This window comes from Alteromonas oceanisediminis, assembly GCF_018474025.1.
Lineage (GTDB): Bacteria > Pseudomonadota > Gammaproteobacteria > Enterobacterales > Alteromonadaceae > Alteromonas_E > Alteromonas_E oceanisediminis.
This window is the reverse complement of sequence record NZ_JAHCTA010000005.1, coordinates 129,778-145,775: the sequence shown is the minus strand read 5'-3', so window position 1 is coordinate 145,775 and position 15,998 is coordinate 129,778. Positions and strand designations below refer to the sequence as shown.

Annotated in this window: 13 protein-coding genes; 7 read left to right on the top strand and 6 right to left on the bottom strand. The window is 50.1% G+C overall.

Features of this window, described 5'->3' with window-relative positions; all coding sequences use genetic code 11:
* The first annotated feature begins 10 nt into the window (after window positions 1–10).
* The 5 genes from KIU71_RS10225 (at window position 11) to KIU71_RS10205 (ending at window position 5,618) form a co-directional block, all read left to right on the top strand.
* Window positions 11–913, top strand: coding sequence for a BadF/BadG/BcrA/BcrD ATPase family protein (locus KIU71_RS10225; RefSeq protein WP_214131180.1), 903 nt, complete (start codon window positions 11–13; stop codon window positions 911–913).
* The gene (gene nagB-II / locus KIU71_RS10220; protein WP_250207433.1) at window positions 910–1,908 is read left to right on the top strand and encodes a glucosamine-6-phosphate deaminase NagB-II; all 999 of its coding nucleotides are present in this window, start codon (window positions 910–912) and stop codon (window positions 1,906–1,908) included. The genes KIU71_RS10225 and nagB-II overlap by 4 nt, the downstream gene beginning before the upstream one ends.
* The gene (nagA, locus tag KIU71_RS10215; protein ID WP_214131179.1) at window positions 1,905–3,050 is read left to right on the top strand and encodes an N-acetylglucosamine-6-phosphate deacetylase; all 1,146 of its coding nucleotides are present in this window, start codon (window positions 1,905–1,907) and stop codon (window positions 3,048–3,050) included. The genes nagB-II and nagA overlap by 4 nt, the downstream gene beginning before the upstream one ends.
* On the top strand, window positions 3,047–4,366 hold the full coding sequence (locus KIU71_RS10210) for a sugar MFS transporter (RefSeq protein ID WP_250207432.1): 1,320 nt from the start codon (window positions 3,047–3,049) through the stop codon (window positions 4,364–4,366). The genes nagA and KIU71_RS10210 overlap by 4 nt, the downstream gene beginning before the upstream one ends.
* A gap of 145 nt (window positions 4,367–4,511) precedes the next feature.
* Window positions 4,512–5,618 carry a hypothetical protein gene (locus KIU71_RS10205; RefSeq protein ID WP_214131178.1) on the top strand — a complete coding sequence of 369 codons (1,107 nt, stop codon included), beginning with the start codon at window positions 4,512–4,514 and terminating at the stop codon, window positions 5,616–5,618.
* On the opposite strand, the gene KIU71_RS10200 is transcribed toward KIU71_RS10205, so the two are convergent.
* Window positions 5,615–8,716 (bottom strand): efflux RND transporter permease subunit, encoded by a 3,102-nt coding sequence (locus tag KIU71_RS10200; protein ID WP_214131177.1) that lies wholly within the window; start codon window positions 8,714–8,716, stop codon window positions 5,615–5,617. The two genes, KIU71_RS10205 and KIU71_RS10200, sit on opposite strands and share 4 nt — an antisense overlap.
* Window positions 8,713–9,789: an efflux RND transporter periplasmic adaptor subunit gene (locus KIU71_RS10195; protein ID WP_390881849.1), complete on the bottom strand. Its 1,077-nt coding sequence runs from the start codon at window positions 9,787–9,789 to the stop codon at window positions 8,713–8,715. The genes KIU71_RS10200 and KIU71_RS10195 overlap by 4 nt, the downstream gene beginning before the upstream one ends.
* 216 nt (window positions 9,790–10,005) lie before the next feature.
* On the opposite strand from KIU71_RS10195, the gene KIU71_RS10190 reads away from it, so the two are divergent.
* Window positions 10,006–10,920, top strand: a complete 915-nt coding sequence (locus KIU71_RS10190) for a MipA/OmpV family protein (protein WP_214131176.1) — start codon at window positions 10,006–10,008, stop codon at window positions 10,918–10,920.
* 8 nt (window positions 10,921–10,928) lie between these two features.
* On the opposite strand, the gene KIU71_RS10185 is transcribed toward KIU71_RS10190, so the two are convergent.
* Window positions 10,929–11,660 carry a phosphatase PAP2 family protein gene (locus tag KIU71_RS10185; protein WP_315853275.1) on the bottom strand — a complete coding sequence of 244 codons (732 nt, stop codon included), beginning with the start codon at window positions 11,658–11,660 and terminating at the stop codon, window positions 10,929–10,931.
* A 214-nt stretch (window positions 11,661–11,874) separates the two neighbouring features.
* Here KIU71_RS10185 and KIU71_RS10180 point away from each other — a divergent pair, with 214 nt between their 5' ends.
* On the top strand, window positions 11,875–13,956 hold the full coding sequence (locus KIU71_RS10180) for a S9 family peptidase (protein WP_214131175.1): 2,082 nt from the start codon (window positions 11,875–11,877) through the stop codon (window positions 13,954–13,956).
* Between the two features lie 210 nt (window positions 13,957–14,166).
* Here KIU71_RS10180 and KIU71_RS10175 read toward each other — a convergent pair whose 3' ends face one another.
* The 3 genes from KIU71_RS10175 to KIU71_RS10165 all read right to left on the bottom strand — a co-directional run bounded on the left by KIU71_RS10175 (window position 14,167) and on the right by KIU71_RS10165 (window position 15,700).
* A complete protein-coding gene (locus KIU71_RS10175; RefSeq protein ID WP_214131174.1) occupies window positions 14,167–14,328 on the bottom strand; it encodes a DUF1328 domain-containing protein in 162 nt (53 codons plus the stop codon).
* A 592-nt stretch (window positions 14,329–14,920) separates the two neighbouring features.
* On the bottom strand, window positions 14,921–15,238 hold the full coding sequence (locus KIU71_RS10170) for a hypothetical protein (protein ID WP_214131173.1): 318 nt from the start codon (window positions 15,236–15,238) through the stop codon (window positions 14,921–14,923).
* Window positions 15,239–15,256: 18 nt separating this feature from the next.
* Entirely contained in the window at window positions 15,257–15,700 is a 444-nt protein-coding gene (locus KIU71_RS10165; RefSeq protein WP_214131172.1) for a host attachment protein, read from the bottom strand.
* Window positions 15,701–15,998: the final 298 nt, after the last annotated feature.

Sequence of the window (15,998 nt, the reverse complement as noted above, 5' to 3'; positions counted from 1 at the left end):
GAGTGTTGCAATGAAACAAGATCAACAACCTTACTATGTCGGCATTGATGGTGGAGGCACTAAATGCCGCGCCGTTATGTTCAATCACAAACAACAGGTGGTGGGCACCGGGCTGGCTGGCCCAGCCAACGTTGCCCGCTACGGTATCCGGGCGCTTCACGCGATGGTCGACGCCGTGCACGATGCCATCCAAAATTCAGACGCAGGCAGCTCGCTGCACTGTGAGGACTTGCACGTTAGCGCCGGCCTTGCTGGCGCGAATTTATCAGAAGCACGGCTGCAACTAAATGAGTGGCGGCATCCGTTTAAATGTTTTAGTTTTACTTCTGATTTGCATACCGCGCTTCTTGGCGCACATGCGGGTGCAGATGGGGCCGTATTAATTGTTGGCACAGGTTCCTGTGCGGCGGCACTAAAAGATGAGACCTTGACGCAGATCGGCGGACACGGATTCTTATTGGGCGATAAAGGCAGCGGAGCATGGCTAGGTAAGCAAGCACTTACACTTACGCTTGAAACCTTGGATAAGGCCGCGCCCTTAAATGTGCTCAGCGAACAAGTGTGTAAACGTTTCGCCACTCACTCGCCGCTGGCGCTGGTTGAGCGCTTCAATAGCGCCATGCCTTCAACATTCGCGCAACTCGCACCGCTTGTTTTACAGTGCGCTATTGATGGCGATCCGCAAGCGCTCAAAATTGTGCGTGATGGGGCAGACTACCTGTCGACCATTGCGCAGGAAGCTATCAGTCAAAGCGATGGGGATCTAGTGCTGGTGGGAGGTGTTGCCCAACCGATCTCGCGCTGGCTATCAAGCTCGGTTCGTGAACGAATCGTCGCAGCACGCAAGGGCCCGGAATGGGGCGCTTATTTCTACCAGACTAAGCAACACAACATGAAGGAAAAATCAGTATGACATCCTCTAGCCTCATGGCCATTGAAGCGCGCCAAAGTGCAGACGTCATTGAAACACAACTTCGTCAGAACCAAGCACTATTCGATACACTTTGCGAAGAACTACGCGAGTCACCACCGCGCACCATTATGATGATTGGCCGCGGCACTTCCGATCATGCAGGCGTGTTTGCTAAATATTTATTTGAAGTGGGTTGTGGCATTCCAGTTATTGCCGCTGCGCCGTCGGTAGCAGGCGTGTTCAATTCAACCTTAAAGCTAGACGGATGTTTAGCCATTGCGGTTTCACAGTCCGGTAAAAGCCCTGATATATTGCACCAGACTCGGCTGGCTAAACAAGGTGGAGCCTACACGGTCGCGCTGGTGAATGATACCAGCTCGCCACTGGCTGAACTGGTTGATCAAGTTGTGCCGCTGCACGCGGGTGAAGAGAAAGCGGTTGCGGCCACCAAAAGTTACCTTGCGACACTCTCCAGCTTATGTCAGTTATATGCCATGTGGCAGCAGGATGGCACCTTACAGGATGCACTTGCCCTACTACCTAGCACTTTGCGAACGGTTCAACAACAGGCAGCCCGATTGCTGTCGGACGATTTAGCCGGTGTAACTCATTGTGTTGTACTAGGTCGAGGCTTTGGCTACGCGATAGCACGAGAAGTTGCCCTAAAATTGAAGGAAGTTCTCGGCATTCATGCCGAAGCATTTAGCAGTGCTGAGTTTTTACATGGGCCGGTTACTTTGGTACATAAAAAACTGTGTGTGTTAAATATTGCAGTAGACGATGAGAGTCTATCGTCACACAATGATCAAATCGTCAATGTAGCGCAGCGCGGCGGCAAAGTGCTTTCCATGTCAGTTGATAAGGAATTACATCCCAGACTTCACCCACTGCTGATCATGCAGCGCTTCTATCTTGATATCGAACATATTGCAATAGCGCGTGGCCTCGACCCTGATGAGCCCGTTGGACTTAAAAAAGTAACGGAAACCCGATGAAGCTTGCCTTTAAAAAAATTCACACACCACTCGGCTGGTTATACGACCACACGATTAGCGTAAAAGACGGTAAAATCGCTGATATTCATCCGACTCAAGCAGGTGACTCCCCGTCTTTTCAAGGCAACATGGCAGTACCCGGTTACATTGACATTCAGGTTAATGGGGGAGGCGGTGTTCTGCTTAACCAAATGCCCTCGGCTGAAGGTGTCAGCCGTATTTTCAAAGCTCATCAGCAGTATGGTACAACCGCGATGTTACCCACACTGATCACCGACTGCTTTGAAACCATGCAACTGGCCGCTGACGGTATTGCTGAAGCGCGCCGCGACCTGTCTCTGGGGATTGTGGGTGCTCATTTTGAGGGCCCTTGGCTGAGTGAAGCGCGCAAGGGTGTTCATTCAGCCCATCACTTGCGCCGCCCCGTTGAGCAAGAGCTGGCATTATTGCGCCAGTCTAATTTAGGCAAAGTCATGGTGACCGTTGCACCGGAACAAGTTGCCCCCCAAATCATACGCGAAATGACACAAGACGGTATCGTGGTATTTTTAGGCCATTCCAACGCGCCGGCCAATGACGTGGAAGCCGCCTTGGATGCTGGCGCGGTTGGCTTTACTCATTTATACAATGCGATGTCGCCGATGCAGTCTCGTGAACCCGGCATGGTCGGCACCGCATTGGCGAGCGAACAATCGTTTGCCGGTCTTATCGTCGATGGACATCATGTCAGTCAAACCTGCTGTCGAGTTGCAATCCGTGCCAAGGGTGTGAATAAAATAGCATTGGTAACAGATGCGATGGCGCTGGCGGCAACCTCAGAATCACACATGCCATTCTTTGACACAGAGATACGCCGCGACAACGATAAATTAACCACACCTGATGGCACTTTGGCGGGTTCCTGCCTGACGATGCGCGATGCAGTCAAGAACACCGTTAGTTTATGTGCCACGCCACTCACCGATGCGATTCAAATGGCGACACTGACGCCAGCGACTTTGCTCGGCCTCAATCACGTTATGGGTAAAATTGATATTAGCTACCAAGCGAATATTCTCTCGTTAAATGAACAGCTCGATATTGAACAGGTTGTTCAATATGGCAAGGTCGTTTCGCCAACCATTACAAAGGCATCATTATGACAACAGACACGTCGCACCTCACATCATCACCTCGCAATAGTGCAGTTATGCCCATGGTCATTATTGGCACATTGTTTTTCATCTTTGGCTTCATAACCTGGCTTAATGGCGCGCTCATTCCTTTTTTACAAATTGTGTGCGATCTCACCGAGTTTCAGGCTTTGCTGGTCGCCTTTTCATTCTATATCGCCTATACGGTGATGGCGCTGCCCATGTCATGGGTTCTTGACAAAACCGGCTACAAAAATGCGATGGTGCTTGGCTTGTTGATCATCTCAGCAGGTTGCCTGCTGTTTATACCTGCCGCTTACGGACAAACGTTTGCGCTGTTCCTGTTTGCCCAATTTGTGGTGGGTACGGGGCTCACCATTCTGCAAACTGCCTCCAATCCCTATGTCGTTAAAATTGGCCCTCATGATACAGCAGCCGTGCGGATCTCGATTATGGGCTTGCTCAATAAGGCGGCTGGTGTGATCGCGCCTATCGTATTTACGGCACTCGTGTTGGGTGATTTCGCCGGAATTACCGCTCAGTCGGTTGCACAGATGGGCGAGGCTGAGCGTGCGCAGCAGGTCAGTGCCTTGGCCGATGGTTTAGTCTCGCCCTATCTTGGTATGGCGATTGGCCTGATCCTGCTTGGTGGGCTATTAAAAGTGTCTAAGCTACCCGAACTCGATCTCAGTGAAGACGCTGAGTCTGGCGATTCTCGGTCAATTCTTGCATTCCCGCAACTTATCCTCGGCGTAATGACCTTGTTCATTTATGTCGGCGTAGAAGTGATTGCCGGTGACACCATCGGCCTTTTCGGGTCTCAGTTGGGCGTTGCCAACGCAACCACACTCACTTCCTACACAATGATGTTCATGGTGATTGGCTATATCGTTGGTTTATTGGTTATCCCTCGGCTGCTATCACAGTCACAGGCACTCACTGGATCAGCATTATTAGGTATTATTCTTTCGCTTCTGGTGGTGTTTTCATCCGCAGAGTCGACTTTGGTGTCTGAGTTTGTGTGGGGATGGACGGGCATCGCCACGTTACCCGATACCATTACCTACATTGCACTGCTTGGTTTTGCCAACGCGATTGTCTGGCCAGCAGTATGGCCACTGGCTTTACATGGCTTAGGCAAACTGACAGCCAGAGGTTCCGCGTTATTGATCATGGGCATCGCCGGTGGCGCAATTTTACCGCTGATTTATGGAGGTCTCGCTGAATCCATAGGGGGCCAAGCCGCGTATTGGATGCTCGTTCCCTGCTACGTCTTCATTTGGTTTTACGGTTTCAAAGGACATACCCTGCGCGCATGGCGATAACGTCATGCGCAATCGTCAACAACGTCCTTGTGTAAAGTAGGATTGCTGCGACATTGTTTGTTGCAGCAAAAGCGACATGGATTGAAGTTATGCGGCGCTTGACGCATACTCAAGGCTGCATTCACAGGCAGGATTGAACAGTAATATGACCCTTGGTTCTCGAATTATCTGGCTGATAATGATCGTCATTATTGGTTCGGTTTTTTATTCGCACTTTTTTCAAAACACCGAAGAGACTGTGCAAACGCCAACCAAAGTCGTCACGTTTGATGAACGCCTATTGCGCTGCAACGAAGTGACCTCTGCGCAGCCAACAGATGCTTTCACTACCTGCCAAGCCGCTGCCGAAGAGGGTTCATTTGCAGCACAGAAAAAAATTGCCTGGGCCTACACCCAAGATGGTGAGTTTCAGGACTGGCAAGCGGCCTTTGACTGGCTACAGCATCAAGCGTACCGCGATAGGAATCTACAACTGTTAAGCAGTATTGTGCTGTTTTTGTTGGGCGAATCCGATGAAGACAAGCTCAAAGCCGAACGTCAAATACGTGAGCTTGCGAATATTCGTGTCGCCAGTGCGCAAGCGTATTTAGCCACGCTATATTATCTTGAGCTGAACCTTCTGCCGCGTGATGCCAATCAGGCATGGCTGCTTGAAAATGCTTTTGAACAAACACAAGCCTATGTGAACACCTTTGAAATGGTCACTGTGTATGTTAACGGCTTCGGTACCCGGAAAAATATTGATAAAGCACGTGAACTGCTCGCGCAATATGCGAACGCAAACTTCCCAGTAACCACCAACAACGCAGCATGGTTTTTAGCGACGCTCGATAGAAATCCGCTCACTGAGCCTGATTACGCAGTGTCACTGGCTTCTTCAGTCGTTAATGATCCTGAACACGCTGAACGTTACACCTATATTGACACACTAGCCGCAGCACATGCTGCTGCTGGCGACTACACGCAAGCGGTCGCGGCTCAGGAACAAGCGATTACCTTGTTAGCACAGGCCGAGTTGGATGAAACCAGAAAGGCCTCTCTGCTAGAGGAGTTTGAACAGCGTTTGACGGAGTATCAGGCGGGAGAGCCCGTCATTCTCGATACTGTGTTTGTCGAGAAGAATGCCTTTTTTGAAGGGTTAAAGCGCGACATTGAGCGCATTTTGTTACGCTCACTGGCAAAGGCCATACAGCCACCCGAGGGTTATTCACCAACGCTGCCTACAGCAGGCGCAAAGCCTGCTGAGGATTAATGCGTCGTAGAAGCGTCTTCTAATTCTTTTTCCAGTTGGCGCTCCTCGTTCGCACGAGGTTTGCTAAAGCGCGCCAAGGCAAGATAAAGCACTGGTGTTAGGTACAAGGTAAATACCACAGCAAAGCCCAACCCACCAAAAACTACCCAGCCAATCGCGTTGCGTGATTCAGCGCCTGCCCCCGTAGACAGAATAAGGGGTAAACCACCTAAAATAGTCGACATTAACGTCATCATAATCGGACGCAAACGAACTTCACCGGCTTTCACAACGGCGTCATACACGGATTCGCCGCGGTCGCGTAATTGGTCGGCAAATTCCACCAGCAAAATGGAATTTTTCGCCAGCAAACCGATAAGCATCACCAATCCAATTTGCGAATACACGTTGATAGACGTACCGGTTAGAAATAGCGCATAAATTGCTGCCGCAATACCAAAAGGAACTGTCAGCATGACAACTACCGCGCTATTGACGCTTTCAAACTGGGCTGCCAACACCAACAATACAATCACAAACGCCAGGACATAGGTCAGCATAACTTGCTGAGAAGTCTCTTCAAACGTTTGTGCCTCACCTAAAAACACGAGCCCGATACCATCGGGTAGCGACTGTTGCGCAAGTGCACGCAGCGATTCTACCGCCGTTTGGATAGTTACGCCTTCAGGCAACTCCATTTCCAGTTCGATGGCGCGACGCTGGGCGTGACGTTCAAGCTCGGCTGCGACGCCCTCCTCACTTAAATACGCGATGCTAGACAGCGGCACTAAACTCCCCTCATTTGAGGCAACAAAGAGATTGGTAAGATCGGCTGGCGCACTCGTACCTCGGTTGCTTGACTGTAAAATGATAGGAATGGATTGGTCGCCCACGTTAAGATCAGCGATATCATCACCATTAATCGCGGCTCGCAACGTACGACTGATATCGCTAAACGGCACGCCCAACTCTTCCGCGCGGCGTCTGTCGATATTGACACGAAGTTGTGGCTGAGTGGGTTGGTAAGAAATACGAACGCTACCCAGCTCAGGCAGCTCACCTTCAATTAGCGCGCTGAAATCTTGTGCTGCCGCATAGATTGTTGCGTAATCTGAGCCTGTCAGCGCCAGTTCGAGCCCGCCGCCCTGACCACGTAAATTCAGACTGTTAGAGCCAAATGCTCGGCCCGGAGCGCCCGGAATCCCATCCAGCGCCGGACGTAACTGTTCAATCATGTCTTGCTGGCTCGTATCACGATCATCCCAATGCGCTAATGGGACGGTGATAAATACGATGTTTGGGTCCCATCGGCCGACTATCGTATAGATACTTTCTACCGCACCAGAATCCACAAAGGGCATCAGTTGTTGTTCCATTTGCAGGGCTTGGCGGTCCATGAAGTTAATGCCGACACCATCAGGCCCGCGGGCAAAGACACGTACCGAACCGCGATCTTCTGGGGGGAGTAATTCGTTATCAATCTGTTTGTACAACCAACCCGCCCCGCCAGCAGCGAGTAAGCTGAGAACAACCACCAGCCATGCATACCGAAGCGCCATGGACAATGAACGATGGTAAAAACGCAGACAAAATCGCCCAAATGCGGCGAAGGTTTTATCGAACACCCCGGTGCGTTTAGTTTTCAGTGGCAGTCGAGCCGTCAGGGCAGGGACCAATGACAAAGCAACAAACGATGAAATAATCACCGCACCGGCGAGCACGCCGCCAAACTCACGAAATAAACGCCCCGCTGTGGACGGTAAAAAAGCGATGGGAATAAATACCGCCGCCAATACCGCCGTGGTTGCCACAACGGCAAAAAAGACCTCGCGGGTGCCTAGCACAGCCGCCGCACGCGGGCCCAAGCCCATTGAGCGGCGGCGTTGAATATTCTCTGAGACAACAATAGCATCATCTACAATCAGCCCCGTAGCAAGCACCAGCGCAAGTAAGGTGAGAATATTGATTGAGAATCCCAACGCCCACATCACGCCGAGTGCACCAATAAGCGATACCGGGATTGAAAATGCCGGAATGAATGTACTGCGCAAAGACCCGATAAATACCCACAACGTGAGAATAACCAAAAGCACTGTCAGCGACAGTGAAATCATCACTTCCTGAACCGAGTCACGAATAAACTCAGCATCATCTGAAGTAACGGTGAGCGTCATATCCGGAAAACGTGTATCCAGCGACTCAACCATAGTTAACACTTCATCGGATATTTCTATGGTGTTTGATTTCGCTTGTCGAATGATACCCACACCGATGACAGGGACGCCGTTTAAGCGCACATAGCTGCGCGGATCGGCCGGCCCAAAATACACGTTTGCTACATCGCCAATACGGGTTTCTCCGCGCACGACAATATCTTCAACATCTGCCGCGGTGACCGATGTCGCATCGGCTCGAACAATTAATTGCTGGTCGCTGGAGCGCAAACTACCCGCAGGAACATCAAACGGAGCCAGTGACAGTGCGTTTGCAACGTCGGTCATCGACAGCCCAAAACTGGTGAGGCGCAGCGGATCGACACTGACACGCAACACGCGCTCTCGGTCACCATCTAAACGCACATCCGCAACACCCGGAATGCTCAAAAATAACGGGGCAAGGTCGGTTTCAACGCGTTCGGTTAAGCTCTCTAAAGTCAGTGAGTCGCTTGCCACTGCGATATTCACTACCGACTGCGCATCGTTATCCGCCTTGATAATCGACAATTGCTCAACCCCGTCGGGTAGCTCTCGTTGAACGCGACTGATGGACTCTCGTGTTTCATTGGCCGCATCTTCTAAATCAATGCCGGGACGAAACTCCACACGTATACGGGATGACCCTTCCTCACTCTGAGCGCGAATAGATTTTACTCCACTCACTCGCGCTACAGCGCCTTCCAAACGACTTGTGATTTCCGCATCTACTGTTTCGGGTGACCCGCCGGGATAACTTGCACTGACGGTGACGATAGGTCGGTCGACATCCGGTAACTCTCGCACCTCTAATCCATTCACCGCAGCAAAACCCGCGATGATAATCAGCAAATTCACCACAATGATCAGCGCCGGGCGGCGAATAGACAGCGACGGCAAATCACCTAACACAGGTGCAGACTTCATCCTTGTGCCCCGCTGGTTGTCTGCTTAATCGCCAATTGCGCGCCATCGAAGGTAACCGCTTGTCCCGAGCGTAAACGCTGCACGCCTTCTGCGATTAAGGTTTCACCCTCGGCCAAATCGCCATCCACCAAAATTCGTCCGCGCAAACGCTGCTTGACTTCAACCGGCACCTTTGTCGCTTTGCCATCAACGGATTTCCACACGTAAGCACCCGCTGCCCCCCATAATAAGGCGGCTTCAGGGATTGCAGCATAGCGCTCACCTAACAGAGTTAAACTCACCCGAAAACTCATGCCGGGCCGATAGTTATCATGCTGATTGTCCAGTAAGGCCCGGGCGCGTAGTGTGCGGTCTGCATCGTTAATGCGAGAATCAACCTCTGCGATTGATGCACTGATAGTTTTGGCGCGGTTCGACCATGGCTGAAGCGTGACTGCAGGCTTGTTCAGCAACACTTGCAGCGCAGATTCGGGGGCTCTGAAATTAACCAGCATCTTGTCGCGCTGGTCAATCGTTGTCACAGCGGTTTGTACCGTGATCCTATCGCCAACTTCAACATCGGTGAGGCCAACAACGCCGTCAAAAGGGGCAATCAAAAACCGGTCTTCCAAATCTGCTTTCGCTTCATTCAATGCAACTTGGGCTAGGTCTCGCAGTGTCTTGGCATCATCTAACGCGCTTTGCGCCACTGCACCTTCGTTGAGGCTGTCTTTAAGACGCTGGTAAGTACGCTGCGTATCAGCAAGCTCAATTTCAGCACGTGCTAACGCGACTTTCTGCCGCCGAGCATCCAGTGCCAACAGCACGTCCCCTTGCTTGACAGATTGACCGGGAGCGAAATTAACGGCAATGACGCGATCGGCTACTGCCGGAAATAGTACCACTGACTTTAGCGCCTCCGCCGTACCCACCGCTTCGACTTTAGTTTCAATGGTCTCAAACGTCACGGGCTCAACCAGCACTGCCGCTGCACTGTCCCCGCTCCATTGAGCCGAGGCTGTTGATGACGTAAAAACAAGCACACTGATGATAAAGGCAGCATAGTGAGTAAAAGACGAATTCTGCAGCCGCACGATAATTCCCCGCGATTGAATGAGTGTGAGTATTACGCGTTAGCGTAACGTGATGATCATTCTCGTACGCGCTATTCATCGAGAAAATCGGGCTATTGACGGAGACTGTCAATCTCAACGCCCAAGAAACCACTTTGTTCGTGATTGTTCATCCTTTTGTCATCTTCGGGCGTACACTTAACACATTCTAATTGATTTTATGCTAGGAACGGCGTAATGCCTGTCAAAACTATTGTTTATCTCACGATGCTCTTGGCCTGTTTGTGCGCCAGCAGCGATGTCGTTGCAAACACCGCCGAATCAACTCCAGAGGAGTCTCCCGACCGCAGCTTGACTGGTTTCGAAGCCCTTGATGAAGCGCAGCCCTTATGGGAGTTCGGTGTGGGCGGTGGCTTTATCGAAGTGCCTAACTACCCCGCATCAAGCGAGCGTAATTCGATTGCACTGGCTAGCCCTTATGTGGTTTACCGTGGCGACGTTTTTCGTGTTGGTGGCGGTAACGGTGCTCGTGCTGTGGTGTTAGAAGACAGTGATTTCGAGCTTGACCTGTCTTTCGGTGGCGCTTTTGCAGCGGATACCGATGATAATTCCGCTCGTGCAGGAATGCCTGAGCTGGATTTTCTGTTCGAGATTGGGTCGCAACTCATATATCGCGTGAAAGACTTTCGTTTTGCCGACGGTGGCAACGGTCGCTTAAACGCCCGCCTGCAAACCATAGCGGTCTTTTCTACTGACTTTTCATCATTGGATGATCGCGGCTTTCTTGTCGAGCCCGCGCTGACCTATCAGCAACGAGGCGTACTCTTCAAAGATACCGGACTCAACGTGTCGTTAAGTGCGATTTTTGCGACCGAGCGATTGCACGATTATTTTTATCAAGTTGATGAACCTTTTGTCACCGCTACACGACCTGCCTACGATGCACAATCAGGGTATCTCGGCACAGAAGTGTCCGTCGGTGTGTCGTTTCCGATTCACCCTAAAATTCGCGGCTTTGTGGGTGGCTCAGTCCAGTTCCATCAAGGTTCAGCCAATGAAAGCAGCCCATTGTTTGAAGAAGAGATAACCTACAGTGTTGGTTTAGGCTTTGTCTGGCGGCTATATCAAAGTTCGGAAAAAGCAACGTGGTAACGTTGCTGCTAGCGGTGCTTTCCAATCTCAAGACTCAGGGCCTGCGGATTGACCAATTTCCGCAGCTTCTTTAGCTGTCGCCAACGGTAAATAATGTAGATGAGTAGCGCCCAAGCACAACCAACTAACCAGCCAGCGACGACATCTGACGGATAGTGCACCCCTAAGTAAACTCGACTGATGCCGATGGAAATCGTCAGTAGGGCAGCAATTGCAAAACAGAACGTTCGCATCCGCCGAGCGGTCTGTTGTACAGCCAACAAACCCGCAATGGTAAAATAAACAAGCGCTGACATCATGGCGTGACCGCTCGGAAAGCTACTGGTGTAAACGTAACTTCCGTGCGGAACCAATTCGGGTCGAGGGCGGCTAAACCCGTACTTCAGTGAAAAACTCAATGCCATGCCGGTGGCAATGCCTATGATTACCATTGCGGCTGCTTTAGGTTTACGTACCAGCACAAGCGCAAGGGTTGACGCCAGTGTGACCAATACCAGAATGCCAACGCCACCCAACGCTGTAATGTCGCGCATCAACTCTTCCACCCAGTGTGGTCCGAGGGGGTCGGATAAGTCGTATTCATTCCTAAACATCAGCACAACGCGATTATCTATCGTCAAGGTCGTTTCTGCAGTAACCAACGCAGCAAGCTCAATAAACCCCCAACCGGCGAGCGCGATTGTGAAAAAAGCCATTAACTGCCAAGTATCTCTGAGCATGTACTTAAAGAAATTAATCACTGAAGATACCCCTCTTCATTGTTCGCCAACGCTGAGTAGCGCTGCTGATGTCGATGTTTTCCCACATAAGAATCGCGTTGTTTACGCGTCACTGTCAACTTTCAACCACGCTCGCGTTAGAAAAAAACAGGCTAAAAACATCGATGAACAGTTTTTAATCCTCTATCGTGTAGAACTCTGTGAATGAAAAACAAAAAACGATGGAGAAACGTTTATGCTTAAAAAGCCTTTCCACCAGTCTATTTTAGCTGGCTCAGTGATGCTAGCGACGACCGGAACAGTGAACGCAGCGACCTTTGAAATTGAGCACCTACCCCAATTGCACAACGCTGGCAATGTGACCGTATCCTCTGACGGTGAGCGCACAGCCTATACGCTAACGCAGCCGCGCGACATGGTGGCCGGCGATGAAGACGGAAGTGCTGATACGCACCTTTACGTGATCGGCAAAAATAGCAAACCGGTCGCTTTTGTCACCGGCAAAGGCAGCGTTTCAGGCCTGTCTTTCAGTGCTGACGGTAAAACACTTTATTTTCGCAGCAAGCGTGACGACGACAAGCATACTTCACTGTATGCAATCTCAATGAGCGGTGGTGAGGCTCAAAAACAATATTCCTACGAAACCAGCATTGGTGATTACGCAGTTTCAAATGACGGCAACACGTTGTACTTCGTTGCCAAGCCCAAGTACGATAAAGAAGACTTAAGCAAAAAAGGATTTAAAGCTAGAGCCTACGAAGAAGACACTCGTCTTGCCAGCTTATGGTCAGTGGATCTCTCCACTGAAGATGCTAAACCCGTCAAAGTGTTAGGCGACGGCGAGGTCAGTAGCTTTGACTTATCCAGCGACGGCTCGACGATTGTTGCCGCAGTTGCTCCAACCAACTTAATTGATGATTATTACATGCTGCGCGACCTCGTTGTGATGGATGTGAATTCCAGCGACGTTAAAACGCGCATTGACGTGCCGGGCAAATTGGGGACATTTGAGCTATCTGACAAGGGCGACTACATCGCGTTTTTAGGTGGCACTGACATTCACGACACCTCTGATGGTGTGCTTATGCTTGCCGACGTCGATAAAGGTAGCTTCGCGCAACTGACTCCAGACGCGCAGCAACACATCGTTGATGTCGACTGGTTGGGTAAAGATTTGTTAGCGGTTGCACACCGCGGCGTAGAGAGCGCAGTCGTGCTATACGCCAAAAATGGTGACATCAAAAAAACCTATAACACGCCCGATGATATCGTTGTACGTAGCGCTGACGTCGGAAAAGGCGAGATCCGCTTTATCGCAGACGCCCCTGACCATCCGAGAGAAGTTTTCGAACTAGAGAGTCGCAAAGTGACTCAGCTTACCAATCACAACGCGTGGTTGAGCGATATTGAGCTGGCTGAACAAAGTACTTTTACCTACAAAGCGCGCGACGGTGAAAAAGTCGAGGGTCTGTTAGTCACACCCAATGGCAACAAACCAGCAGGTGGCTGGCCGCTGATACTCACGGTGCATGGTGGTCCTGAAGCACATTACAGTGACGGTTGGTTAACCGGGTACTCCACGCCAGCGCAATTTGCTGCCGCTGACGGTTACGCGGTGTTTTACCCTAACTACCGCGGCTCAACCGGTCGTGGTGTTGCCTTTGCTAAGCAACATCAGGACGACTACGCCGGTAAGGAATTTAATGATCTTGTAGACGGTGTTAACGCATTGGCTGATGCCGGCATTATCAATAAAGATCGGGTTGGCATCACCGGAGGTTCATACGGTGGGTATGCTTCTATGTGGGGCGCAACTGCGCTGACCGAACACTTTGCCGCAGCCGTGGCGTTTGTCGGTATATCCAATCAGGTATCTAAGTTTGGTACCAGCGACATTCCAAATGAAATGCACCTTGTGCATTCACTCAAATGGCCGTGGGAAGATAATTGGATGAATCTGATCGAGCGCTCTCCGATTTTTCATGCGGGCAAGAGTAAAACGCCTACGTTGATCATGCATGGCGAAGAAGACACTCGCGTTCACCCGAGCCAGTCCATGGAATTATTCCGTGCCATGAAAGTGCGCACGGAAACTCCTGTACGTCTGGTGTTTTACCCTGGGGAAGGTCACGGAAATCGCAAAGCGGCAGCACAGTATGATTATGCATTGCGCTTGATGCGTTGGATGGATACTTACTTAGCAGACGGGGCCAGTCGACAAACGCCAATGCCGGATTTTGATTTAGGAATGGCTGAGCGGTTGAAGTCTGATGACGAAGCGCCTACCGAAAATGACGATGACGGTAGCGCCGACTAGATTCAAGTAAATACAAACGGGCTCATTTGAGCCCGTGGTTTTAACCAATTAGTTCATCGCTGTGATATTGCCAACAACCACCATCAAATACCCACTCACCCTAGCTCCTCAAATGACTGAGTGAAGTATAGGAATAATTATTAGGTACGAGATTGCAAGGAAAAACGCCGCCTCTGGGTGGCGGCGCGAACTATGATTTAAGGCCTTGGACTAAGGTTTGCGACGACCCATCACCAGTGAAATCACCAGCAACACCAAGAATACGAAAAAAATGATTTTTGCGATGCCCGCAGCAGATCCGGCGATGCCACCAAAACCCATCACGGCTGCAATCAATGCGATAACTAAAAATATAACTGCCCAACGTAACATACTGATCTCCTTATATTGATTTCGTTTTTCAGTATGCTTCAAGTGTGCCAAACCAACGAACAAGACATGCGCCCCTTGCCAGTTGCGGGCTTAATTAGTCTGTCGCGTTAAAAAATAATTATTTCAATGGAAACAGGCTGATAATTTTGAGTGAAAACTGCACAAGTACAGTGTAATAAATTCACGTCATCTCAACACGCAATGTTTGTTTCTATCTGACTTTTTAGCCGCGTGGTGAGAAATACAGCTTATACCCCTAACTTTTGTCCTTAAACAAATACCCAGAGCCGTAGACGCGTGTAATCAATTCCGTGTTGCCACTTCAACGTAAAATACTCGCTCGGTTGGCAGAACGACCGGCATGTCGGTTTTTGCTCGTAACGACCGACAGATGTTAAGACCATCATCAAACAGCGATTGTGCGATAATTCGCGCGGTGGAATGTGCAAATACTATGGAAGTCTTTAAACGAAAAAGCGAAATCCACGCAAGCGCCATGGAAAGTCAATCGCTCTGGGAGCGATTACCACAGCGGTCGTGATTGGTGGTGCAGAATGATTTGTGTCGGCCTAGTCTATTGAACCCAACACTTTTACTGAGGAGCCCTCTTCGCTGGCCACGGACCGTAAACTATTTTCGCCGTCGATGACTCTGCTTGCGCCGTCGGTGACTCACCTTGTTGCGGAAAGAAATCTTGGATGAATTCTTCGATTTGGGCCGAGCTTTCCTGTAACTCAAAATCAATTTTGTTCTCTGATGATGTCGAAGTGCGCATTCGAGAAACACTAGCATTCCGATGACTCGCACTCATCGCTGAGTTGAGTGAAGCAATCCCCTCCTGAATGGTTTCTTCTGATGGACAGTTAGAGCAGGTGGATATGTCGTTGCTTCGCGAGGTATGTAAATTCATGCTCATTCTCCCGTTGACCTAGGCGCTTTTGACCAACTTCAAAAGTGTATCCTTATCTTTCCCGTGAGCGTTTTTGCTCACCGACTTGTCGATCAATTTTTGCAAGTTTGCATCCATCAAATCACGCATTAACCCCAGCATTGATGGTTCTGCTACGATATCGATACTGTGCAACTTATCGTTTCGACGAGCGCTTTCCAGTTCATCAACGACACTTTGCGCAAACTCATGCTTAGCTCTATCGCTAGGTGATTGCTCGCTGGTTAATGCGTCCTTGCCTTGAATGTGACTACCACCGCCTGACATAACACCCGGTCTGTCAGTCACTAAATCTTCATCCTGATAGCGCCGGGTTCCATTGCCAACACCGCCGATCTCTTCAAGCGCAGTTCCTCCGGCCAGATATTTGTACAAAGTCGCTTCTGAGCCATTGGCAACAACCAACCATGATTGTTTATTCATATTCCCTCCTGATACACGTCTAGGTTTGAGATACGTGCTTTATGCGATACCAAACGTTAGTTTTCGTCGTGTTGAATGCTTCAATCGTGCCAAAAGTGCAAAAATGTCGGCGCTTGCTATTTTGCGCGTCAATAGGTTTCCTCACATCTTTTTAAAGCGCAATGAAATTAAAAAAATGTTGTTACCTTCGTGTAATTCTTTCACAGCAACATTCACACTATTTTCGCACTTCATAAAAAAAGCCCAACATGGGCAGCCTTGTGTTGCTTCCCAGTTGGGCTTTTAAGTATCGTGTCTA

Bases quoted from the DNA above. Each gene is read 5' to 3' on its own strand.
- KIU71_RS10225 (WP_214131180.1), top strand. From the start codon at position 11: ATGAAACAAGATCAACAACCTTACTATGTCGGCATTGATGGTGGAGGC.
- nagB-II (WP_250207433.1), top strand. From the start codon at position 910: ATGACATCCTCTAGCCTCATGGCCATTGAAGCGCGCCAAAGTGCAGAC.
- nagA (WP_214131179.1), top strand. From the start codon at position 1,905: ATGAAGCTTGCCTTTAAAAAAATTCACACACCACTCGGCTGGTTATAC.
- KIU71_RS10210 (WP_250207432.1), top strand. From the start codon at position 3,047: ATGACAACAGACACGTCGCACCTCACATCATCACCTCGCAATAGTGCA.
- KIU71_RS10205 (WP_214131178.1), top strand. From the start codon at position 4,512: ATGACCCTTGGTTCTCGAATTATCTGGCTGATAATGATCGTCATTATT.
- KIU71_RS10200 (WP_214131177.1), bottom strand. From the start codon at position 8,716: ATGAAGTCTGCACCTGTGTTAGGTGATTTGCCGTCGCTGTCTATTCGC.
- KIU71_RS10190 (WP_214131176.1), top strand. From the start codon at position 10,006: ATGCCTGTCAAAACTATTGTTTATCTCACGATGCTCTTGGCCTGTTTG.
- KIU71_RS10180 (WP_214131175.1), top strand. From the start codon at position 11,875: ATGCTTAAAAAGCCTTTCCACCAGTCTATTTTAGCTGGCTCAGTGATG.
- KIU71_RS10175 (WP_214131174.1), bottom strand. From the start codon at position 14,328: ATGTTACGTTGGGCAGTTATATTTTTAGTTATCGCATTGATTGCAGCC.
- KIU71_RS10170 (WP_214131173.1), bottom strand. From the start codon at position 15,238: ATGAATTTACATACCTCGCGAAGCAACGACATATCCACCTGCTCTAAC.
- KIU71_RS10165 (WP_214131172.1), bottom strand. From the start codon at position 15,700: ATGAATAAACAATCATGGTTGGTTGTTGCCAATGGCTCAGAAGCGACT.